The sequence below is a fragment of the Deinococcus phoenicis genome (assembly GCF_000599865.1).
GTDB classification, from domain to species: Bacteria; Deinococcota; Deinococci; order Deinococcales; family Deinococcaceae; genus Deinococcus; species Deinococcus phoenicis.
This window is the reverse complement of the sequence record NZ_JHAC01000021.1, coordinates 22,130-42,950: the sequence shown is the minus strand read 5'-3', so window position 1 is coordinate 42,950 and position 20,821 is coordinate 22,130. Positions and strand designations below refer to the sequence as shown.

Below are 20,821 nucleotides of genomic sequence, written 5' to 3'. Positions count from 1 at the left end.
GGCCGGGCAAGAGGAGGGCAGGCGAACAGCCACCACGCGGGCAGAGGCGAAGGAAAAGTGCCAGGAGCATACACCCGGACGGACGGGGGCCGCGCCGCCCAGGTCAGGCGCGCCCCTCCCCCACCGTGACCGCAGGGTTGCGGCGGTTCCACCTGGGCAGGGCCGCTAGACTGCGCCCGTGAGACGTGAACGTGTGGCGCTGCTGACCGACAGCACAGCCGATCTGGGCGCGGCGGAGTGCGCGGCGCTGGGGGTGTCCGCCGTGCCGCTGACGCTGGAGGTCGGCGGCGTGGTGTACAGCGATCCCGGGACCCTGATCCGCCCCGGCCTGGAGGTGATGACCAACCCGGCCCTGTGCGCGCGGATGCTCGCGGGCGCGGCCCCCCGGACAAGTCAGGGCACGCCCGACGACTTTGCCCGGCACTACGAGGCGGCGCTGCAAACGGCGGAGCGCGCGCTGTGCCTGCCGGTCGCCTCGTCCCTGAGCGGCACCTTTGCGGCGGCGGTGCAGGCCGCGCAGGCGTTCGCGGGGCGCGTGCAGGTGGTGGACACCCAGGCGGTCAGCGTGGGGCTGGGCGGAGCGGTGCGGCAGGCGCGGGCGTGGCTGGACGCGGGCCGCGACCTGGGCAGTGTGGCGGCGGCCCTGACCGGGTACGGCGAACGGGTGTTTCTGCGCCTGGTGCCGCAGGACCTGCACTGGCTGATCGCCGGGGGCCGGCTGTCGCGGGTGGCGGGGGCCGCCGCGAAGGTGCTGAACGTCCGGCCCGTCATCGGGGTCGAGGGCGGGCGGGTGGAGGCCGTCTCGCGCGTGCGGGGCTTTCATCCGGCGCTGCGCGAGCTGGTCCGCAGCTTTCCCCCGGACCGCGAGGCGACCGTGCTGCACGCCGGAAACCCGGAAGACGCGCAACGGCTCGCGGGAGAACTGGCCCTCAGGAACGTGCGGGTGACCCAGACGCGCGAGGTCGCCGCCGTGCTGCTGGTCCACGCGGGGCCGGGCACGGTCGGCGTGGCGGGCCTGCCACCGGTGACCCGCTGATGCTGGCCCGCGTCCGCAGCGTGGCCCTGATTGGCGTGGACGCCGTGCCCGTCGAGGTGGAGGTGGACGTATCCCCGGGCCTGCCCGCCTTCACGGTGGTCGGCCTGCCCGACCAGGCCGTCAGCGAGGCCCGCGAGCGGGTGCGCGCCGCCGTGCGGAACGCGGGCCTACCTTTTCCCGCCGCCCGCATCACGGTGAACCTCGCCCCCGCCGACCTCCGGAAGGAGGGGCCGCTGTACGACCTGCCCATCGCGCTGGGCCTGCTGGCGGCCCAGGAGATGCTCCCGGCAGACGCCCTAGCCGGGGTGGTCAGCGCCGGGGAACTCGCGCTGGACGGCTCTTTGCGGCCCATCGCGGGAGCCGTGAATCTGGCGCTGCTGGCCGCGCAGGAAGGCCGCCCCGCCCTGCTGCCGGAGGGGAACGCGACGGAAGCGGCCCTGATCGAGGGGGTCACGGTCCACGGGGCGCGCACCCTGCTCGACGCCGTGCGCCACCTGTCGGGGCAAACACCCCTGCCCACCACGCCGCCGCCCCAGCCCGCGCCCGCCGAGACGGCGCTGCTCGACCTCGCGGACCTCAAGGGCCAGACCGCCGCCAAGCGGGCGCTGGAAATCGCGGTGGCGGGGGGGCACAACCTGCTCCTGATCGGGTCGCCGGGCAGCGGCAAGACCATGCTGGCCCGCCGCGCCCCCGGCCTGCTGCCGCCCCTCACACGCGGGGAGGCGCTGGAGGTCACACGCATCCACTCCGCCGCCGGGCTGCTCGCCGCGCGGGGTGGGCTGGTCGGGCAGGCCCCCTACCGCGCGCCGCACCACACGGTCAGCGACGCGGGACTGATCGGCGGCGGCAGCGTGCCCCGGCCCGGCGAGGTGAGCCTGGCGCACCGGGGGGTCCTTTTTCTCGATGAATTCCCCGAGTTCTCGCGCAAGGCGCTGGAAACCCTGCGGCAGCCCCTCGAAGACGGGCAGGTGACGATCAGCCGCGCCCGTGCCACCGTCAGCTATCCCGCACGGTTCCAGCTGATCGGGGCGATGAATCCTTGTCCCTGCGGCCACAGCGGCGACCCCGAGAAAGCCTGCACCTGCACGCCCGCCGAACGCACCCGCTACGCCGCGCGCCTCAGCGGGCCGCTGCTCGACCGCATCGACCTGATCGTGCGCGTCCCCCGCCTGACCGTGGACGAACTGACCCGCGCGCCCGAGGCCGAGGGCAGCGCCCCGGTCCGTCGGCGGGTCGTGCGCGCCCGCGAAACCATGCTGGCGCGGCAGGGCACCCGCAACAGCGACCTGGCCGGACAGGCCCTGCGGCAGCACGCGCCGCTCGCGCCCGGCCCGGACGCCTTTATCCGCGCCGCCGCCCGGCAACTGAACCTGACCGGGCGCGGCTTCGACCGGGTGCTGCGGGTGGCACGCACCGTGGCGGACCTGGCGGGCAGCGCCGACATCCGCGAAGCCCATCTGGCCGAGGCCGTCACGTACCGCCCGCGTGACCTGGCATGAGGCGGTCTGCCCAAACACCCTTTCTCGCGTCGGGCTGCCACAGGAACAGAAGGAAGAACATATGAGCCTGACCCTGCTGCCCGACCTGGGCGACCTGCTGCGCCTGCAACCGCAGTTCAACGCCGGGACGGTCGTGGAGGTGCTGCGTCACCTGCGTGCGGCTGGCCTGCCCGTGCCGGAGGTGCTGTGGGCCAGCGGCACCGACCCCGACCACCCCCTGCGCGACGCCCTGCCCGCCGCCGGCTTCCCGGTCCGGGAGCTGCCCCTGTCGCTGCCCGACGCCGAGGCCGATCACGCCCAGCTCGTGGCCTTCCTGAGCCAGTACCCCCAGGGCCGGACGCGGCTGCGCGAGGCGGGGCAGGCCGAGCAGGCGTTCGCGGCGGTCCTGACGGCCCCCCTGACCGTCCAGCGTGCATTCAGCGCCGAGGTGCTGGAGGCGGCCCGGACCTATCACGCGGCGATCCGCGCGGCACTGGACGAGGGACCGGGGACGCGCTGGCGGGAACGGCGGCTGACAGCGGTGGCGGCGGCGCTGAATGCGGGGGAAGGCGGCGTGGTGCTGGTCCCGCTGGACGACCTCCCGGAGCTGCTGACGCGGTGGCCCACGGCCCGGCTGCCCGGACTGGAGGGCTTTACCCCCGGCGAGACCTCCCGCCTGCGCGCCCTGGCCGACCGGGCCTGGCAACTGCGCGAAGACGATGACCTGGGGGCGCTGCTCGCGGCCCTGGACCGCGAACCGGGCGACGCGGTCACGCCCAGGGCCGAGCTGGAGGCCGCCGCCGCCGGGGTCTACCTCGCGGTCGGTGATCTGGAGAGTGCCCGCGCCCTGCTTGAACGCGCCGCACACGCCCTCACCGACGACCTGCCCCGCAGCCTGCCCGGCCTGGTCCTGGCGCGGCTGGGGCAGGTGCGGGACGCGCAGGGCGACCGCGAGCTGGCGGTGCGGACCTACCGCGCGGTCCTGGCGCTGTCCTATGCCCCCGCCGCCGCGCGGGAGGCCGCCGAGGCGGGCTTGCGGGAGGCGTTCCGGCTGGAGGAGTGAGGGGAAACGGGCGGCGGTGCGTGAGAGTTGATCCCCACGCACCGCCGCCCGTTTCCGGCCCTCCCCTTATCCGCGCTTGCGGCGGCGCAGCCGGTCCATGGCCGATTCCAGGCTCAGGCGCATGCGTTCGAGGGCCTGGGCGAGGTCGCCGATCTCGTCGTTGCGGTCGGCCTGCACCGGGCGGGTCAGGTCGCCCATGCTGATCGCGTCGGCCACCTTCACCAGGCGCTCGATGGGCTGCACGACGCGGCGCGCGGCGCGCAGAGCCAGCAGCGCGGCCAGGACCAGCGCCAGCAGCGACACGCCCAGCACCAGGAGCAGCGTGTTTCTCAGGTTGGCCTGCGCCTCGTTGGTCGGCACACCGACCGCGATGCGGTACAGCAGGTCGGAGGTGTCCTGGGTGGCGGCAGCTGTGGTGCGCTGCCCGTTCCCGCTGTCCACCACGCCCAGGCGGCTCACCACGTAGCTGGTGCGCTCGGCATGCTGGTTGTCCTGGGCCTCGGCGAGGGTGCGGAGTTCCTTCGCCTGGGGCGACTCGCCCGCGCCGACATCCTCGAGCTGCTTGAGCTGTTCGCGGTAGGCGTCGGCGGCGCTGCCGCTGGTCACGAAGGTGCCGGTCTCGGGGTTGTCCTTCACGAAGCCGGCGACGCGGCCCTGCAACGTGCCGTCGAGCTGCGGGTTCTGGCTGCGGAAGTAGGTGGTGCCGTCGGGCAGCTCCACGCGCACGAAGCCCACCGCCGAACGCTTGAGCAGCGCGTCGAGCTGGGCATTCACGGTTTCCTGATCGCGGGTGTCCAGGCTGGTGCCGACGGCCACCGCGACCGCCTCGGCGTTCTGCTGCACCAGTTGCCGCTGGAGGCTGGGCAGGATGGCCGTGAGCAGCCCCAGCGTGAGCGCGGTGGACAGGGCCAGCGGCGCGAGCGCCCCGAAGGTCATCTGCCGCGCCAGGCTGCGGCGGCGGCCCAGCGGCCCACGGGCCTCACCCGCGACGGTGGTCAGGAACATCTCGGGGGCAGCGCCGCCCGCCTCCTCCTGCGGCTTGGCGTCGTGGATGGTCAGGGCACCCGTGAAGTCCGACCAGATATCCGCGCTGGCGCCAGCGTCGGGCTGCGGAACCGGGGTGGGCGCGGCCACCTCTTCCCCCTGCGGCGCAGGCGGGGCGATGAACGCTGCGGGGGCGGGCACGGCGGCAGGCACGGGCGCGACAGGCGCAGCGAACGGGTCCGCACCCAGGCCCCCCGGCGCGAAGGGGTCGGCCGAGAGGTCGGCCCAGGCATCGTCGGCGGGCAGGGTCAGCACGCCCACCCCTTCCCGGGACGGGGCCGCGAAGGGCGCTTCCACCGAACTCTCCGCCGTGCGGGCGGTCCCCGTCCCCAGCGCCGCAGGCGACTCGAAGGCCCCGAAGTCCGGCACGGGTGGGGCGAGCGTCACGCCGCCTGCGGGGTCGGGCACGGCGCGCAGCACGGCGGGGGTCTGCGGCGCCCCCTGGAACGGCCCTTCCAGCACGCCGGTCTCCTCCCGCACCTCCTCCAGCGCGACCTGTGCGCCCACATCCTGAAAGACACGCAGCAGCAGGTCTGCCCGGGGACGCCCGGTGGGTTTCATCAGGCGGCCCGAGCGGCGCGCAGCCAGACGCTGGGCCTGTTCGCTCGACAGCCCGAAGCGCTCCACGAGCTGCTGTTCGAGGGCCGGACGGACCTTGTCCGGAACGGGTTGACGGATCACGACCGTGTACTTCATGGGTTGCCCTTCCTGGCCGCCGGGCCGGTCGTCCCCTCAGAGGACGGGCCGCCGGGCCACCACGGCTTGAATTGCCGGAAAATGAGAGAGAGATGCCGGGCCGTCACGCGATTCCCCGCGCGCGCAGATGCCGCACGAACGCCTGCACCTGGGCCTCGCTGAGCTGCGCGGCCACCCTGGACAGCAGCGCACTCAGGGTCGCGCCGCCCCCCAACTCGTCGAGAACGTCGTCCACCAGAAACTCGCCCATCGGGCCGACCACCGCGATCACGCACTCGGTCACGGCCTGGGCGGACGCGTCCGTCACCGGCTGGGTCCGCTGCGTGGCGCGGCTGGCCCAGGCGGTGGCCTGCGCGACCGCCGCCGCGACCTCCTGCGGGGTGGTCCGGGCCAGCTGCGCGACCTCGGCCACGCCCCGCACACCGTCCACGTGATGCAGCACGCGCCAGACCGCGAAGGGCAGGGGCGTGTCACCCGTCAGGCCGGGCGGCCAGCTGGGGACACCGGCGGCCTGCGGAGCGGTCACAGGGCCTCCAGGCCGGCGGCGGCCCACTCCGGTCGCCCGGACAGCTCAGTCAGCGGGAGATCGGTCAGGCGCAGGCCCAGCCGGGCCAGGGTCGCCTGGAAGGCCCCCAGCAACGCCGGCTGCGCCTCGGTGGGGGGCACGTCTGCCTCGACGTGCAGCTGCCCGCCCTGCACCACGACTTCCCGCGCAAAGGGATCGAGGCAGGGATGCTGTCCGGCCAAACGCACGCTCACCTGCCGCCACGCCTCATCAAGGGGAGCTGTCCGGTGCGTGGCAGCGATCAGGTCACGCCAGAAGTCCAGCAACGCCGCGTGGGTGACCATGCCGCCCGGCAGCCGCGAGAGGGTCGTGCAAACCACGCCGGCAGGGGGCAACGTGCCGCCGATGGCCCGGCCCCCTTCCCAGAAGCTGCACGCCCGCCCGCCCAGCAGCACCCCGGAGAACCGCTGCCGTTCCAGCGTGCCTTGCAGTTCCGGCCAGTGCTCCTCCAGCTGCTGCGGAGCCTGGGTGCGGCTGGACCACACCAGTTCCGCCAGCGCCGGATCAAGCGTCGCGAGCGTCACCTGTGCGCGCGGCAGGGCGGCCAGGACCGCGGGCCAGGCGGCGTCCCCGGCGGCGGTGAAGCCGCCCCGCAGTATGCCGCGCACCCATACGAACCGCGCCCAGTCCGGCCCCTGCTGCGCGTCGAAGACACCGCTCAGGCCCTGCGCCTGCCGCGCCGCGAGGTCCACCGTCACCTCGGTCCAGGGGTAGTGGTCGGTGCAGAGCTGAACGTAGACGGCCTGGTCCAGCGGCACAGAAAGTCGGGGTTGGGGAGTCGACATAGCAGTCAGGAAGTCCGTGGAGAGAGAAGGAAAGCGGGTCAGGCCGTGGTCCGTACCCGGAACGTCACGGCGGCGGAAAGAGTGCTGCACCCATCACACTCCACCGGCTCTTACGTGCCGCTTACATTTGCGCGAAACCTCACGTGGCCGCCACCTCCTGCTCATGTGCAGGACACGAAAAACCCGCCCGGAAGGCGGCCGGACGGGTCGGAGGGAAAAAGCGGGGGATCAGCCGAGTTCGGCCAGCAGGGCCTGCACGCGGGCCTTCAGGTCGCCGCGTTCCTCGGGGGCACCGAGCTGGTGCAGACCGCCGTGATACGCGTCGGGATCACCGAACAGACGAGATAGGGCCTCGAACTCGCGCTGGCTGCGCAGGCTGGCGTCGTCGCGGAACAGGGTTACGTACTGGTCCTGGAAGGCCCAGTCGCTGAGCTGCCCGTCCAGGTACGCGCGCATCAGGCGGCGGTACGGCTCCACGTTGTCGTCGGTCGCCACCGTGCCCTCGCCGCTGCGGCGCGGCACCTGCGCCTCGAAGACGGGCGCGAGCGCCTCGGGGGTGATGTCCCAGTTGTTCACCTCGAACTGCGGCTGCCCGTCCCGGAACAGGATGAACTGCGGGCTGTGGTGCAGGATGCCGGTCAGCTCGGCCACGTGGTTGCTGGCCGGCCGCCAGTCCACCACGCGGATAAAGCCCACCGGCAGCTCGTGCTTTTGCAGGAAGGTTTCCAGCACCCCGAAGCCCTGCATGGTCTTGTGGCAGGTGCCCGCCTTGAACACCGCCGCCAGCGGGTACTCCACCAGGAAGGTGTCCACCTCCTCCGGGGTGGTGAGGGGCACCAGCACCTGCTGCTGCTCGGCGGCTGTGGGAGAGCCTGAAGTCTGCGTCATGCCCCCAGCATAGCGCCCACTTTAGAAAACGAAGTGAGGTGGGCCACAGGGAGCGCGGAGGTATCCTGAGGTATGTCCAGCGCCAGCGAATTCGTCCATCTCGTGCTGGGAAACGTTTCTATCAGCGCCTTCGTGACACCGGAGGAGCTGAGCCGCATCGAGGCGGGCGAGGTCGTGGACGTGGTGCTGAGGCAGGTCACGGCCGTTCATAGCGACGTGGGCCAGGAGCTGGCGCTGGGCGACGTGGCCTGCACCTTCATCGGCGGGGAGCCTTCGCCGTTCGTGCCCGCGCCGCATCGGGACCGCTAGGGCGGGGCGTAGAAATGTTGCTACTTTTTGGCAACCTTAACGCAACGGAGCGCCGCCCTACCCCAGCGTCCAGACCTGCGCCTTGAGGTGGGTCGCGCCGGGATAATCCTCGCCCGCGCCGAGCCTTGCGCTTATGCGTCCGCGCCGCCCCGCCTCTCCCAGCCCCGCCGTGACCAGCTGCTCGAAGGCCGCCCCGGTCACGCCCGCGTGGTTCGTCAGGGCGAGGAGCTGGCCTCCCGGCGCCGTCACGCCTGCGGCCAGGGCCGCCAGCCGCGCGTAGTCGCGCTCGGCCCGCCACACGCCCGCTTTGCCCCGCGCGAAGCTGGGCGGGTCGAGGATCACCAGATCGAACACGTCGCCGCGCCGCGCCAGCCGCCCCAGCCACTCGAACACGTCACCGTACAGGAAGTCCGTACCGGGGGCGGGCAGGCCGCTCAGGGCGTAGTTTTCCTGTCCCCAGGCCAGCACCTTGCGCGAGAGGTCCACGTTCTTCACGGTCCCTGCGCCTGCCAGAGCCGCATTCAGGCCAAAGCCGCAGGTGTAGGCGAAGGTATTCAGCACTCGGCCTCCCGGCGGGGTCCGGTCCCGCACCCAGGCCCGGACAGGCCGCGCGTCCGTGAACAGCCCGGTGCTCAGGTCCGCGCCGGGCCGCAGCAGGAAGGGCACGCCGTTCTCCAGGGCCGTCACCTCGGGCCGCGCCTCGCCCCACACCGGCCCGGGCGGCGAGAGCCACTCGCGCGCCACATTCGCCGCGTGCCGGGCCTCCACCGGGCGGCGCTTCAGGTAGGCCCCCGCCACCCCCGGCAAGGCCCCGCACGCCCCGGCCAGCCGCGCCTCCTCCTCGGCCGTCAGGTCCGTGTACAGGCTCAGCACCGCCGCGTCGCCCGCCAGGTCCAGTGCGAACAGGCCGCCCGTCTCCGTCGTGTGGGCCGCGCGGAAGACGGTGGTGCCCCTGGCAGGCAGGTGCGCGCGCCGGGCGAGGAGAGCCGCAAGATCGGGGAGGGGGTGGGTCACGGGGGCAAGTGTAGAGGGGTTGTGGGCTGCGGGAAAAGAAAAGTGGGAGCAAAAGCTCTTGCTTTCGCCCCCACAACCGACAACCCACACCCTACAACCGGCCTACGGCCTGCCCCCCAGAATCCACCACACCGCCGCCGTCGCCACCGCCGTGACCACCCAGAAGCGTGCGGTGACGTGCGTCTCGGGCCAGCCGCTCAGCTCGAAGTGGTGCTGGATGGGACTCATGCGGAATACCCGTCGGCCGCGCGTCCTGAACGAGATCACCTGAATCGCCACACTCAGGACCGCGACGACGGGGATGATGGCCGCGAGGGGCAGCAGCCAGACGTCGGCATACAGCACGTAGGCGCCCGCCGCGACGGCCCCGATGGCGTGGCTACCCATGTCGCCCATGAAGACCCGCGCGGGGTGCGCGTTGAACCACAGGAAGCCCAGCAGCGCCGAGGCGAGCAGCGCACTGACGGGCGACACCGCCAGCAGCGGCAACAGCACGATCATCGCCACGCCCGCCAGCAGCCCGTCCAGCCCGTCGGTGAAATTGAAGGCGTTCACGGCTCCCACCATCACCAGCGTCAGCAGGATGATGTCCGGCACGGTGCCCAGGCTGGGCAGCAGTTCGTGGCTGGCGAGCGGCGCGGCGAAGTACGCGAAGGCCAGACCCACCAGAAACTGGAGGGGGAACTTCTCGCGGGCCAACAGTTCCTTCTTGCCCTTGCCGCGCATCCGCGAGCGAATCTTGAGCAGGTCGTCGATCCCGCCGATCACGCCCATCGCCAGGGCCGTGAGCATGATCAGCAGCTCGCGCGGGCCTCCGGCATGCCCCGTCAAGTACAGCGGGAAGAACACCAGCGCCAGCGCCAGCACAAAGGCCACGCCGCCCGCCGTGGGGGTGCCTTCCTTTTTCAGGTGCGTCTGCGGCCCGTCCTGGCGGACCGGCTGGCCCCAGCCCCGCGCCCGGCTCGCACGGATAAACAGCCCCACCAGGAACCATGACAGCAGCGCGCAGAGGACCGTCACGCGCGGCCCCCGAATGTGACCTGAAGCATCAAAAGAAGCGGCATCTCAACCGGTGAGCCTAGCACGCACGTCCCTGGCCGGGGGACGGCGCAGCCGCAGCCCGCAGCGCAGGCGTCAGGCCGGGGGCTGCTGCGCGGCGCTCGCCCGGGCCGCCAGCCCCCCGAAAATGTCCCGCAGTTCCGGGGGGTGGTGGACGGCCACCGCGCAGCCCAGGCCCAGCAGCAGGGCCGCGAAAGGTTCCAGCACGTCGCGTTTGCACCGCAGCCGGGTGCCCCCGCGCAGCGCGTCGGCCTCCAGCGACACCCGCCAGGGGGCGAAGCGGGCGGCGGCCTCCTGAACGGGCAGGTCCAGCCAGACCTCCACGTCAAAGGGAGCGTGGACGAACGGCAGGGTGGAGCGCAGGTAGGCGCGCGCATCGAAGCCCCCGGGCCGGGTAAAGGTCCGGTCCAGGGTGCCCGGCTCCGCGATGCGGTCCAGGCGAAAGGTCCGCAGGGCGGCGCGCGCCAGGCAGCGCCCCACCGCGTACCAGCGGCCGTCGAGGTGAACGACGCCGTAGACCTCCACCTCGCGCCGGGTGTTCTCGCCCGCGTGCGAGCGGTACGTGAAGACGGCGACCTGCTCGGCCTGCATGGCGGCCAGCAGCGCCGAAAGAATCTCGGCGTCGGTCTGGACGGTCCAGGGGAAGGCGTCGAGCTGCACGGCTTCCTCCAGCGTCCGCATCCGCTCACGCAGGGGATGGGGCAGGGTGCGGCTCAGTTTTGCGCCCGCGCCCGCCACCGCCGGGGCCAGGGCGGTCAGGCCCAGGTGGTTCAGGGCGTGCAGGCCCAGGGCCAGCGCCAGGGCTTCTTCCCCGGTGAACATCAGCGGCGGCAGGCGGAAACCCGGTTTCAGGTGGTAAGCCCCACCGACCCCCCGCGTAGACTCCACCGGAATGCCCAGGTCCTGGAGGCGCACGATGTAGCGCTGCACCGTGCGCGGGCTGACCTCCAGGCGGCGGGCCAGTTCCGCGCCCGTCACGCGCCCCTGCGCCTGGAGAAGTTCCAGCACGGTCAGCACCCGCATGGAGGGGTCGTACATGGCCCCAGCATGCCACCGAATGACGACAGGTGTTGACGGGAATCCCGGTTACGCTGGGGGCGGAGGTCAAGATGAAGAATACGTCCACTGCCGACTCGCCCGTCATCGTCTCGCCCGAGCAGTTTCTGGACCACTGGCAGGGCCACCGCCGCCTGACCCGGCGCGTGATCGAGGCGTTCCCGGAAGACCAGCTCTTCACCTTCACGGCCGCGCCGCCCATGCGTCCCTTTGGCGAGCTGGCCTGGGAAATCCATCAGGTCAGCGCCCTGACCCTGACGGGGTTGCTGACCGGTGACTGGTCCATGCCGGACTGGCGCGGGGGCGTCTCGCAGGACCGGGCCGAACTGCTGAGACAGTGGGACGAACTGACCGCCCGGATCGGGGCAGAGCTGCCGCAGGTGGACCCGGCCTTCTTTTCCCAGCTGCACAACCTGCCGTGGGGCGAGATGAGCGGCTGGGTCGCCGCCATCTACAACATCGACAACGAGATTCACCACCGGGGCCAGGGGTACGTCTACCTGCGCGCCCTGGGGATAGAGCCGCCGCCCTTCTACGAGCGCTGAACCGACCGTCGCCAGCAGGGGCCGAAGCGTTGTCACTTCGGCCCCTGCGCCTGCCACAAGAGCGCTGCACGGGGCATGAACCACAGGACTTGGTCAAGAAGGTCTTCAGGTTCCACGAGTGTACGTCGGCATACTGTCGGCCATGATCACGCTCTGGACGGGGGACCATCACACGTGACCAGGCCGCACCGTGTGGGCGACCTGGAAATCAGGCAGGACCTGGAGTTCCACCGCCGCGAAGTCAGGGCCGAGAACGTCGGGTGGGCCGTGATGCTGCTGATCCTGCTGGCGGCGCTCCTGGGCCTGTTCGGCTCCGGCCCCCTCAGCAAAGCCACGGCGCAGGCGGCGGGCGGCGGCCTCACGGTCAAGTACAACCGCTTTGCGCGGTACCTCGCACCTGCCGAACTCACGCTCACGTTCAGCCCGGACTCTATTCAGGAAGGCGGGCTGCACGTCTGGCTGAGCCGCGAGTTTCTCCAGCATGTGCAGATTCAGCAGATCACGCCCGAACCGGACTCGGTGCAGCTGGAAGGGCAGCGGCTGACCTACACCTTCAAGGCGCTGAAGACCGGTCAGCCCCAGCAGGTCGTCTTTCAGCTGGAAATGCAGGCCATCGGCACCCTGAAAGGGGCGGCGGGGCTGGCGGGAACCTCGGCACAGGCGGGCCAAGCGGAGGAAGTTCAGTTCAGCTCATTCATTTATCCGTAATCGGGAGGCCCCATGGACGCCGTTTTACGTTCCGCCGCCATCTACCTGTTCCTGCTGCTGATCTTCCGGCTGTCCGGCAAGAGAACGCTGGCCCAGATCACCACTTTCGACATGATTTTGCTGCTCATCATCAGCGAGGTGACGCAGCAGGCCATGATCGGCGACGACTTTTCCGTCACGCAGGCGCTGCTGGCGATCACCACGCTGGTCGGGCTGGACGTGGGCCTGTCCCTCTGGAAGCAACGTTCCCCGAAGCTGGAACGCCTGATCGACAGTGTGCCCGTCCTGATCCTGGAACATGGCCGCCCCATCCCGGAGCGCATGAAGCAGCTCCGCATCGACGAATCGGACATTCTGGACGCCGCGCGTGAGTTGCAGGGGCTGGAACGGCTGGAACAGATCAAGTACGCCGTGCTGGAGCGGTCGGGCAACATCTCCATCATTCCGCAGGAAGGCTAACAATGCGGGGAGGCCGGGACGCCCTGGCCCCGGCCTCCTTTCGCGCCCGCCTTATTTCAGCTGCGCGATCACCGCGTCGGTGAATTCCTTCGTTCCGGCGGTGCCGCCCAGGTCGCGGGTGCGGGGGCCTTCAGCCAGCACGGTGTTCACGGCGCTGTCGAGCCTGCGGGCCACGTCGTTCGCGCCGATGTGGTCGAGCATCAGCACGGCGGCCAGGATCGTCGCGGTGGGGTTGCTGACCCCCTGCCCGGCGATGTCGGGCGCGCTGCCGTGCACGCTCTCGAAGATGCCGAACTGGTCGCCCACGTTGCCGCTGGCCGCGATGCCCAGGCCACCCACCAGCCCGGCCGCCAGGTCGGAGAGGATGTCCCCGAACATGTTGGTCATCACCATCACGTCGAACTGGCCAGGGTTGCGCACGAGCTGCATGGCCGCATTGTCCACGATCATGGTGCCCGTGTTCAGCCCCTCAAAGGCTTTGGCCTCGTCCAGCACGGTGTTCATGAAGAGGCCCTGCGTGACGGGCAGCACGTTGCTCTTGTGGACCACTGTCAGCTTCTGGCGGCGCTTCATGGCGAGGTCGGCGGCGAACTTGCCGATGCGCTCGCTGGCATCCTTGGTGATGACCGTATCCGCGATGGCGGTGTCGCCGTAGCGGCGCTCCTGCTCAACGTACAGGCCCTGCGTGTTCTCGCGGACGATCACCAGGTCCACGTTCTCGTAGGCGCCGGGCACCGGGCGGGTGCGGGTGGGGCGGACGTTGGCGTACAGGCCATACTTGCGGCGCAGGTGACGGATCGCGCCGAAAAAGCCGTCGGGCTTCTCGCCGCTGGGGCTGGTCGCCGCGCCGAAGAGGGTCGCGTCGGTGTTCTCGACGGCCTCGTAGGTCGCTGCGGGCACGCTGGTGCCGTGGTCGAGGAAGTACTCGTACCCGGCCTCGGCGTTCACGTACTCGGCGTCCAGGCCAGCGGCTTCCAGCACGCGGCGGGCGGCGGGGATGACTTCGTGGCCGATGCCGTCCCCTTCAATCAAACAGATGCGGTACTTCGCCATAACTTCGCCAGTCTAGAGGTTCCCTGGGAGGAGCGTCACACTCTCAGCCCTGCCAGAACGTCACCGGCAACGTGACGCGCCAGGAGTGGCCCCAGCAAAAAACCCTTGCTGCCCAGCCCACCGAGCCGCCACACCCCGTCGGCGCCGCGCCCGGTCACCAGCCCGGAGAGACGGGTGCCGCTCCAGCGGCCCGTGACCTGGGCGCCGCTCAGGTCGGTCAGCGCGTCCGCCCTGCCGAGCAACCACCGCAGAGACGCGGCAGGCAAGGCCGGCTCACGCCAGGTGGCGGTGGGAGCCTCGAAGGTCGCCCCCAGCACCCCGCCGGTCCTGGCCGGAGCGAGGTACGCGCCGAAACTCACCGGAACCCCCGCCACCGCGCGGTCCAGCGTCAGGAGGGTGCCGGCCCGGTGCGTTCCCGGCTCGCCTGCCCACGCCGCGCCGACCGAGCCGCCGCACCACACCACGGCGTCACCGCACAGGACTTCTCCATTTTCCAGCGTGACGGAGCGGGCGTCCCAGGTCTGCGCCCGCGCCCGCACAACGTCCGCCCCCGCAAGGGCCAGCAGTGCCGCCGTGAAGGCCGCACCGTCCAGCCAGCCGCCCTCCGGCAGCCACAGCGCGTGCGGCCAGCCGGGCGTCAGCGGGGCCGGGGACTGATCCGGCCCGAGCCAGGTGTGCGGCAGATCCGGGGGCAGATTGCGCCCGAACTTCTGGCGCGTCCGGTCGTCGGGAACAGGGCGCAGGACGCCGGTCTGTCCGTGGGGCACGCCGATCCCGGCCTTTTCCAGGGTGTCCACCAGTGCCCAGGTCAGCCGCATCCCCTCCAGCGCCCCCCGCGCCACCTGCCCGGACTGCCCCCGCACCGGATTTACCAGCGCCGAGGGAACGTGGCTGGCCGCGTGCTGGCCCGCATCCACGACGGTCACGCGCGCCCCCGCCTGGCCTGCGAACCAGGCGACGGATGCGCCCGCGACGCCCCCGCCGATCACCAGCAGATGAGGCGCGGCCCTCACGCTTCCCGCACCGCCCGGAGGCACTCGCGCTTGCCAGGGGGACCGGGCCGCTTCTCCACCTTCAGCCCGGCCCCCGCCAGCGTGCGGCGAACGTGCCCGGCGGCGCTGTAGGTGGCGAGAAGGCCGCCGGGAGCCAGTGCCGCAGCCAGCCGCGCGGCCAGCGCGGGCGTCCACACCTCCGGATTGCGGGCAGGAGAAAACCCGTCCAGGTAGAGGGCGGTGGCCCACTCACGCGGCAGCGCGGCCCTCAGCACATCCACGAAATGCACCGTCAGCGTGACCCCCGGAACCTGCACCACCAGGGGCAGTCCTGCCGACGGGGAGGCTTGTCCCCACCCCTCCAGCAGGGCGGCCCAGGCCGGATGCCCCGAGCCTTCCCCACCTTCGCCCACGGCGCGCAGGACCCCGGTGGGCGCCGGATCGAATTCGTAGGCGACGTACTCCAGGGGGGCGCCCCGGCTTCCCGTCTCCGCCAGCGTGGCCCGGAAGTTCACGCCCAGGCCGAAGCCCACCTCCAGCACGCGTGGGGCCGGGTGCCGGTCCGTCTCTGTGCCCTCCACAAAGACATGCCGCGCCTGCGCCGCCGCCCCGTGCCGCGAGCCGTACGCCTCGCCGTAGCGGGTGTTGAGTGCCGTGCGCGACCCGTCGGGGGTGAGGAGGAGTTCGCCCGCCGGGCCGCTGTGACTGTCGTTCATGGCGTCGCCAGCATACGGGCTGGTACTTCCTCCCGGAGCAACGAAGAAGCCGGAAGGTGGACGGGCCTCCCTCCGGCTCCTGAACAGCGGCCAATCCCGGCAGTCAGGGCTAGGGCTTGTGGCCTTCCGGCATCGTCCGGTCGCGCACCAGGCCCTGCGGGTCTTCCACGTCCAGTTCCTCGCGGCGCAGCGTGATTTCCTCGGTTTGGGTGTAGGTCCGGGCCTGCTTGGTGATGGTCACGTCGCTGAGGGGGTACACCTGCTTTTCGACCTGCGCGCGCTCCTCGTACAGCGGCACCTCGTACGTGCGGCCCACCTCCAGGGCCTCGCCATTCAGCATGGCCTGGCCCCCCGCGCCTTCCTGCACCGTGATCTCAAGCCGCTCGCTGCGCAGCGTGATGGGCACGACCTCCTGCCGCTCGGTCACGACCCGGCGAATCGTGACGGCCCCGTGCTGCTGGGGCAGGATCTCCACCACCGCGCGTTCCTCATGCAGGCGCAGGCGGCTGACCAGCTCGTCCCGTTCGGTGTCCTGCACGCGCCCCACAGCCTGCTGCCTCTCCCGTTCCCGTTCGTCCATGGCCTCTCCTTTCTGTCCGGCGACCCTGCCGATGACCAACTCTGCCGACCGCCGGGGGTGACAGCGAAAAGAGGCGGGGTTTCCCCCGCCCTCTCCTGGTTCCTGACTCAGCGGTCGCGGTCGCGGTCCGTCCGGGTGTTGGTCGTGGTGGTGCTCGTGGTGGTCGTGTCCATGCGGTCGCCGTTTTCGAGGCGCACGTCGCCGGTCTTGTTCACGTCCAGCACTTCGCGGCCCACCGTCTCGGTCACGGTCTGGTTCTCGGTCACGGAACGCTTGCCGATCTCAACTTCTTCGGTCACGAAGGCCTGCTTGCTGACGCTGGCGCGCTCGGCTTCCAGGTCCACGCGCATGGTCTGGCTGTCGGCGCCCAGCACCGCGCCGTCGACCGGACGGGCATCGGTCACGGGGTGACGTTCGATGACCACTTCTTCACGCGTCAGGGGCACGCTCACGTTCTCCTGGCGGGTCTCGACGTGCTTGCCGATCTCGACCGTCCCGGCCTGGAAACGGTCCTTGTTCACCACCAGGCGCTCTTCGAGCAGCTGGAGGCGGTCAGGGGTGCGGTAGGCGCGCTCGCGGTAGGTGGCCTCGTCGGTGTTCGCGCCGCGCAGCACCCGCTCGTCGGAAGCGAAGCGCTCGTCGGTGTCGGTGTACTGCTGGTCCATGCGGTACTCGCCCAGGTCGCGCACCTGATCCTTGGTGAGGTTGTCGAAGTACACGCCGTTGTCGGCGAAGCGGGCCTCGCCCACGGGCACCAGCACTTCCTTGGAGGAGAACCAGCCGCCGGCGTCCACGATCAGGTAGCGAATACGCCCGGTGTTGGGGTTGACCAGCGCATCACGGACCGTCCCGATCTTGTCGCCGTTGTAGCCGTAGGCCGTGTTGCCGCTGGGGTTGTAGACGCCCTCACCGGTCATGTCGATCTGGTTGCTGCTGTTCAGGTCGGACAGGCGGATCAGGTAATTCTGGTTCTGGGTCATATGAAGCCTCCGGTGGGGTGAGATGGTGTCCAGGTCTTCCCCGGTACCGTTGCAGTCTCGGGGGAAAACGTCACAATCTGCTGAGCTGGACCTAAAGCCTCTCCTGACGTGTTCTTGAGCGCACGATCATGAACTGGACCGTAGGTGCCGGAGGCGGTAGGAGCAGCAGACCCGGCCCCAGGTTCGGAGTCCGGTCCGCACCGGTGGCGGCTGCCTCCCCAGTGCCCACACCACATGCGAGGGAGGGAGCGACCAGCAGCGTCGCTCCCTCCCTGAACCGGACTTGACCTGATCGGCCCTTACTTGGCTGCGCTTACTTGGCTGCGGGCAGCGTCACGGCGGCCTTGTTGGTCTGGATATTCAGGCGCGCGATCTGGGTGTCCAGATACTTCTGGGCCGCGTCCCGCGCGAGCTGCTCGCGGATCAGGGGCGCGACCTCCGCGAGGGGGGCGAGGCCTGCCGGGGTGCGTTTGGTTACGTCCAGCACGTGCCAGCCGTACTCGGTCTGCACCAGCTGCGGCTGATTCACCGGGCCGCTGAAGGCCGCCCGGTCGAAGGCGTCCACCGTGTCGCCGGGCGAGATGCAGCCCAGGTCGCCGCCCTGCGCGGCGCTGCCGGGGTCCTGGCTTTTCTCCCGGGCGAGCTGGGCGAAGTCCGCGCCGCCCTTCACCGCCTGCAACACGGCCTGCCCCTCGGCCTGGGACTTCACCAGGATGTGCTTGACACACGCCTGGGCGGGGCGGTTGAAGGACGCCCGGTTCAGGTTGTAGAAGCTGTTCACCACCGCGTCACCAAAGGTCAGGCGGGCCTTGATGCTGTCGAGGTAAGCCTGCACCACCGCCTGCCGTTCGAGGTCGGCCCGCAGCTCCGCCTCGTTCGCGAAGCCGGTGCCCTGGAGGGCCTCGGCAAACTCCGCGTCGCTGGCAAAGCCCTTGCGGGCGGCGGCCACCTGCGCGTCGATCTGGGCGGGGGTGACCTGGGTATTCCGGCGGGCGAGCTGATAGACCGCGCGGTCACGGGCAAACTGGGTCAGGTAGTCGGGGCGGGCCTCGGCGAACTCGGCCAGCATCTCGGGCGTGTACGGCACCCCCTGCGAGTTCAGCACGCGCGCCACCGCGATGCGGAAGGCCCGGTCGTAATCGGCCAGCGTGAATTTCTCGCTGCCTACCTGCGCGACCACCGTCTGAGCGTCTGCGGCGGCTGGAGCCGGTGCTGGGGTGGCCGGAGTGGGGGTGGCAGGCACCGGGGTTGTGGGCGCGGTCTGGGCGAGGGCCGCGCCACCCAGCAGGAGGGCGAGCGTCAGGATGCTTTGTTTCATCTTCCTACTGTAGCGCCCGGAGGGGACCGCCCCCCGTTGGTGCGGGGAAGAGTCGGGCCGGGGAAGAGGCGATACGGGCCGGTTTCTTTCCCCTGCTACAATCCCCCCCGATGCGCCTGACCCTCGTGCCCACCACCGACCCGCGCGTGTACGACGACGCCGTGCGCTCGCTCCCGATCACCAGCGCCCTGCAAGGCTGGGGCTACGGAGAGGCGCGGCGCGTGCTGGGGCAGACGCCGGCCCGCTTCCTGATCCAGGGGAACGGGCAGACGGTCGGGGCGCTGCAACTGCTCCGCAAGCGGCTGGTGCCAGGCTTTTCCACGCTCTACGCCCCGCGCGGCCCGGCGCTGGAATCGCTCGACCTGCTTCCGGCGGTGGCGGAGGCGGTGCGGAAGCTGGCCCGGCCCACTGACGCTCTGCTCAAGATCGAGCCGCCCTCCCCCATTCCCGCAGGGGACAGCATGCCGGTCCCGGAAACGTACGGCCCCTTCCGCCGCGCCGAGGCCGAGCAACCCGAACACACGATCCTGGCCGACCTGACCCGCTCCGAGGACGACCTGTTCACGGGCCTGCACTCGATGGCCCGCCGCAACGTGCGTGCCGCCCAGAAAATGGGGGTGGTCGCGGGCCGTGACGACGATTTCGACGCCTTCTGGGAGATTTTCACCGCGACGAACGAGCGCGCCAAACTCGGGGCCTTTCCCCGCGCCTATTACGAGACGATGTTGCGCGAGGGCAGCGCACACGGCGGCGAGGCGTACATCGTCCTCTCGCGCCACGAGGGCAAGGCGCTCGCCGGGGGCTTTTTCCTGGCGATGGGCACCGGCACCTCTTACCTGTTCGGCGGCAGCGTCCGCGACGACCGCACGGGGCCGGACGGCACGCCCTACAAGGACGCCAAGGCCCCCGACGCCTTCTACTGGAACGCGATGCTGGACGCCAAGCGCCGGGGCTATACCCTCTTCGACTTCTGGGGCATTCCGCGCAGGCTCGACGAGGAAAAGCACTCCTTCGGCGTGTTCAAGATGAAACTCAAGTTCTCAGAGCAGCGCGTGTGGTACCCCGCCTACGACCTGAGCCTGAACGCTGCGGCCCCCGCCATCGTCAAGGCGCTGCGCTGGCGCAAGACCCAGAACAACCTGCGCAAGCGGGGCAGCGCCGACGACGTGTTGTAGGCCTGAGGGGGCGGGCAGGCGCGTCCCGGGCGGGGGAACACCTTGGCCCGCGTCCGCCCGGCCTCAAAACCGGCATGTTAAATTGAACCCAGTTCAGCGAGGGGCTTTCCCTTGCCGCTGAGGTTCTTTTTCCGGCTTTCCAAGGAGTCTTCCCATGATCGAGTTCACCCTGACCGACGAACAGAAGCAGCTTCAGCAGCTCGCGCGCGACTTCACGCGCAAGGAAATCATTCCGGTGGCCGCCGAGTACGACCAGAAAGAAGAACTGCCCTGGCCGGTGATCGAGAAGGCCTTCGAGGTCGGCCTGCTGAACGCCTCCATCCCTGAACACGCGGGCGGCCTGGGCCTGGGGATGCTCGACGAGTGCCTGATCGGGGAAGAACTGGCCTACGGCTGCATGGGCATCTACACGGTCCTGATGGCCTCCGAACTGGGCATCACGCCGATTCTGGTGGGCGGCACCGAGGAGCAGCAGCAGCGCTTCCTGACGCCGCTGACCGAGAAACCTGCGCTGGCCGCCTTTGCGCTGAGCGAGCCGAACAACGGCTCCGACGCCGCCGCGATGCACACCACCGCTGTCCTCGACGGCGACGAGTGGGTCATTAACGGCACCAAGATGTGGATCAGCAACGGCGGCGTGGCCGAGGTCACAGTGGTCTTTGCCACCACGGACCGCCAGGGGGGCCACCGGGCGACGGTGGCGCTGGTGGTGCCCAAGGACGCGCCCGGCTTTTCCTACAACAAGATCAAGCACAAGATGGGCCAGCGCGCCAGCCTGACCAGCGAACTGGTCTTCGAGAACGTGCGGGTGCCGAAGGAAAACCAGCTGGGCGGCCTGGGCGACGGCTTCAAGATCGCCATGAAGACGCTCGACAAGACCCGCATTCCGGTGGCGGCCGGATCGGTGGGCGTGGCCCGGCGGGCGCTGGACGAGAGTGTGAAGTACGCCAAGCAGCGCGAGGCGTTCGGCAAACCGATTGCCCAGTTCCAGGCGATCCAGTTCAAGCTGGCCGAGATGGCGATGGGCATCGAGACGGGCCGCCTGATGTACTGGAAGGCCGCCTGGCTGGTGGACCAGGGCCAGCCCCACGGCTTCGAGAGCGCGATCGCCAAGGCCTACTGCTCGGAAATGGCCTTCGACGCCGCGAACGAGGCCATTCAGGTCCACGGCGGCTACGGCTACGTGGGCGAGTACCCGGTCGAGAAGCTGCTGCGCGACGTGAAGCTCAACCAGATCTACGAGGGCACCAACGAGATTCAGCGCGTGGTCATCAGCCGCCAGTTGCTCAAATAAGGCTCTGC

The 20,821-nt window shown here is 70.5% G+C and carries 22 protein-coding genes; 9 read left to right on the top strand and 13 right to left on the bottom strand.

Annotation, left to right across the window (positions count from 1 at the left end; genetic code table 11):
• Nucleotides 1-178: 178 nt before the first annotated feature.
• The 3 genes from DEIPH_RS06835 (at nucleotide 179) to DEIPH_RS06825 (ending at nucleotide 3,577) form a co-directional block, all read left to right on the top strand.
• On the top strand, nucleotides 179-1,036 hold the full coding sequence (locus DEIPH_RS06835) for a DegV family protein (protein ID WP_235183191.1): 858 nt from the start codon (nucleotides 179-181) through the stop codon (nucleotides 1,034-1,036).
• A complete protein-coding gene (locus tag DEIPH_RS06830) occupies nucleotides 1,036-2,535 on the top strand; it encodes a YifB family Mg chelatase-like AAA ATPase (RefSeq protein WP_034355869.1) in 1,500 nt (499 codons plus the stop codon). Before DEIPH_RS06835 ends, DEIPH_RS06830 begins: the two co-directional genes overlap by 1 nt.
• 61 nt (nucleotides 2,536-2,596) lie before the next feature.
• Entirely contained in the window at nucleotides 2,597-3,577 is a 981-nt protein-coding gene (locus tag DEIPH_RS06825; RefSeq protein WP_034355866.1) for a hypothetical protein, read from the top strand.
• A 66-nt stretch (nucleotides 3,578-3,643) separates the two neighbouring features.
• Here DEIPH_RS06825 and DEIPH_RS20790 read toward each other — a convergent pair whose 3' ends face one another.
• From DEIPH_RS20790 to DEIPH_RS06805, 4 genes are all read right to left on the bottom strand, one after another.
• Nucleotides 3,644-5,317 (bottom strand): HAMP domain-containing protein, encoded by a 1,674-nt coding sequence (locus DEIPH_RS20790; RefSeq protein ID WP_034355863.1) that lies wholly within the window; start codon nucleotides 5,315-5,317, stop codon nucleotides 3,644-3,646.
• A gap of 103 nt (nucleotides 5,318-5,420) precedes the next feature.
• Nucleotides 5,421-5,843 carry a hypothetical protein gene (locus tag DEIPH_RS06815; RefSeq protein WP_034355860.1) on the bottom strand — a complete coding sequence of 141 codons (423 nt, stop codon included), beginning with the start codon at nucleotides 5,841-5,843 and terminating at the stop codon, nucleotides 5,421-5,423.
• Nucleotides 5,840-6,667 (bottom strand): hypothetical protein, encoded by an 828-nt coding sequence (locus DEIPH_RS06810; protein ID WP_034355858.1) that lies wholly within the window; start codon nucleotides 6,665-6,667, stop codon nucleotides 5,840-5,842. The genes DEIPH_RS06815 and DEIPH_RS06810 overlap by 4 nt, the downstream gene beginning before the upstream one ends.
• 228 nt (nucleotides 6,668-6,895) lie before the next feature.
• Entirely contained in the window at nucleotides 6,896-7,555 is a 660-nt protein-coding gene (locus DEIPH_RS06805; protein WP_034355856.1) for a monothiol bacilliredoxin BrxC family protein, read from the bottom strand.
• 72 nt (nucleotides 7,556-7,627) lie between these two features.
• Between DEIPH_RS06805 and DEIPH_RS06800 the strand changes: the two genes are divergently transcribed.
• Nucleotides 7,628-7,864: a hypothetical protein gene (locus DEIPH_RS06800; RefSeq protein ID WP_034355853.1), complete on the top strand. Its 237-nt coding sequence runs from the start codon at nucleotides 7,628-7,630 to the stop codon at nucleotides 7,862-7,864.
• 57 nt (nucleotides 7,865-7,921) lie between these two features.
• On the opposite strand, the gene DEIPH_RS06795 is transcribed toward DEIPH_RS06800, so the two are convergent.
• From DEIPH_RS06795 to DEIPH_RS06785, 3 genes are all read right to left on the bottom strand, one after another.
• Nucleotides 7,922-8,878 carry a class I SAM-dependent rRNA methyltransferase gene (locus DEIPH_RS06795; RefSeq protein ID WP_034355850.1) on the bottom strand — a complete coding sequence of 319 codons (957 nt, stop codon included), beginning with the start codon at nucleotides 8,876-8,878 and terminating at the stop codon, nucleotides 7,922-7,924.
• A gap of 102 nt (nucleotides 8,879-8,980) precedes the next feature.
• A complete protein-coding gene (gene mraY, locus DEIPH_RS06790; RefSeq protein WP_034355847.1) occupies nucleotides 8,981-9,898 on the bottom strand; it encodes a phospho-N-acetylmuramoyl-pentapeptide-transferase in 918 nt (305 codons plus the stop codon).
• A gap of 114 nt (nucleotides 9,899-10,012) precedes the next feature.
• The gene (locus DEIPH_RS06785) at nucleotides 10,013-10,975 is read right to left on the bottom strand and encodes a helix-turn-helix transcriptional regulator (RefSeq protein WP_034355844.1); all 963 of its coding nucleotides are present in this window, start codon (nucleotides 10,973-10,975) and stop codon (nucleotides 10,013-10,015) included.
• Nucleotides 10,976-11,046: 71 nt separating this feature from the next.
• Here DEIPH_RS06785 and DEIPH_RS06780 point away from each other — a divergent pair, with 71 nt between their 5' ends.
• From DEIPH_RS06780 to DEIPH_RS06770, 3 genes are all read left to right on the top strand, one after another.
• Nucleotides 11,047-11,538, top strand: coding sequence for a DinB family protein (locus tag DEIPH_RS06780; protein ID WP_034355841.1), 492 nt, complete (start codon nucleotides 11,047-11,049; stop codon nucleotides 11,536-11,538).
• A gap of 174 nt (nucleotides 11,539-11,712) precedes the next feature.
• Nucleotides 11,713-12,246, top strand: coding sequence for a hypothetical protein (locus tag DEIPH_RS06775; RefSeq protein ID WP_152544844.1), 534 nt, complete (start codon nucleotides 11,713-11,715; stop codon nucleotides 12,244-12,246).
• Between the two features lie 12 nt (nucleotides 12,247-12,258).
• Nucleotides 12,259-12,705: a DUF421 domain-containing protein gene (locus DEIPH_RS06770; protein ID WP_034355838.1), complete on the top strand. Its 447-nt coding sequence runs from the start codon at nucleotides 12,259-12,261 to the stop codon at nucleotides 12,703-12,705.
• A 51-nt stretch (nucleotides 12,706-12,756) separates the two neighbouring features.
• Here the strand turns inward: DEIPH_RS06770 and DEIPH_RS06765 are convergent, their stop codons facing one another.
• The 6 genes from DEIPH_RS06765 to DEIPH_RS06740 form a co-directional block, all read right to left on the bottom strand.
• Nucleotides 12,757-13,758, bottom strand: coding sequence for an isocitrate/isopropylmalate dehydrogenase family protein (locus DEIPH_RS06765; RefSeq protein WP_034355835.1), 1,002 nt, complete (start codon nucleotides 13,756-13,758; stop codon nucleotides 12,757-12,759).
• Between the two features lie 35 nt (nucleotides 13,759-13,793).
• A complete protein-coding gene (locus DEIPH_RS06760) occupies nucleotides 13,794-14,771 on the bottom strand; it encodes an NAD(P)/FAD-dependent oxidoreductase (protein ID WP_034355959.1) in 978 nt (325 codons plus the stop codon).
• Nucleotides 14,768-15,466 carry a tRNA (5-methylaminomethyl-2-thiouridine)(34)-methyltransferase MnmD gene (gene mnmD / locus DEIPH_RS06755; RefSeq protein ID WP_034355832.1) on the bottom strand — a complete coding sequence of 233 codons (699 nt, stop codon included), beginning with the start codon at nucleotides 15,464-15,466 and terminating at the stop codon, nucleotides 14,768-14,770. The genes DEIPH_RS06760 and mnmD overlap by 4 nt, the downstream gene beginning before the upstream one ends.
• A 109-nt stretch (nucleotides 15,467-15,575) precedes the next feature.
• Entirely contained in the window at nucleotides 15,576-16,046 is a 471-nt protein-coding gene (locus tag DEIPH_RS06750) for a YsnF/AvaK domain-containing protein (protein ID WP_034355829.1), read from the bottom strand.
• Nucleotides 16,047-16,153: 107 nt separating this feature from the next.
• Nucleotides 16,154-17,026, bottom strand: coding sequence for a PRC and DUF2382 domain-containing protein (locus DEIPH_RS06745; protein WP_034355827.1), 873 nt, complete (start codon nucleotides 17,024-17,026; stop codon nucleotides 16,154-16,156).
• A 313-nt stretch (nucleotides 17,027-17,339) separates the two neighbouring features.
• Nucleotides 17,340-18,344, bottom strand: coding sequence for a peptidylprolyl isomerase (locus DEIPH_RS06740; RefSeq protein ID WP_034355825.1), 1,005 nt, complete (start codon nucleotides 18,342-18,344; stop codon nucleotides 17,340-17,342).
• A gap of 110 nt (nucleotides 18,345-18,454) precedes the next feature.
• Between DEIPH_RS06740 and DEIPH_RS06735 the strand changes: the two genes are divergently transcribed.
• Together DEIPH_RS06735 and DEIPH_RS06730 are read left to right on the top strand one after the other, a co-directional pair.
• Nucleotides 18,455-19,519, top strand: a complete 1,065-nt coding sequence (locus tag DEIPH_RS06735; protein WP_034355823.1) for a lipid II:glycine glycyltransferase FemX — start codon at nucleotides 18,455-18,457, stop codon at nucleotides 19,517-19,519.
• A 154-nt stretch (nucleotides 19,520-19,673) separates the two neighbouring features.
• The gene (locus tag DEIPH_RS06730; protein ID WP_034355821.1) at nucleotides 19,674-20,813 is read left to right on the top strand and encodes an acyl-CoA dehydrogenase family protein; all 1,140 of its coding nucleotides are present in this window, start codon (nucleotides 19,674-19,676) and stop codon (nucleotides 20,811-20,813) included.
• Nucleotides 20,814-20,821: the final 8 nt, after the last annotated feature.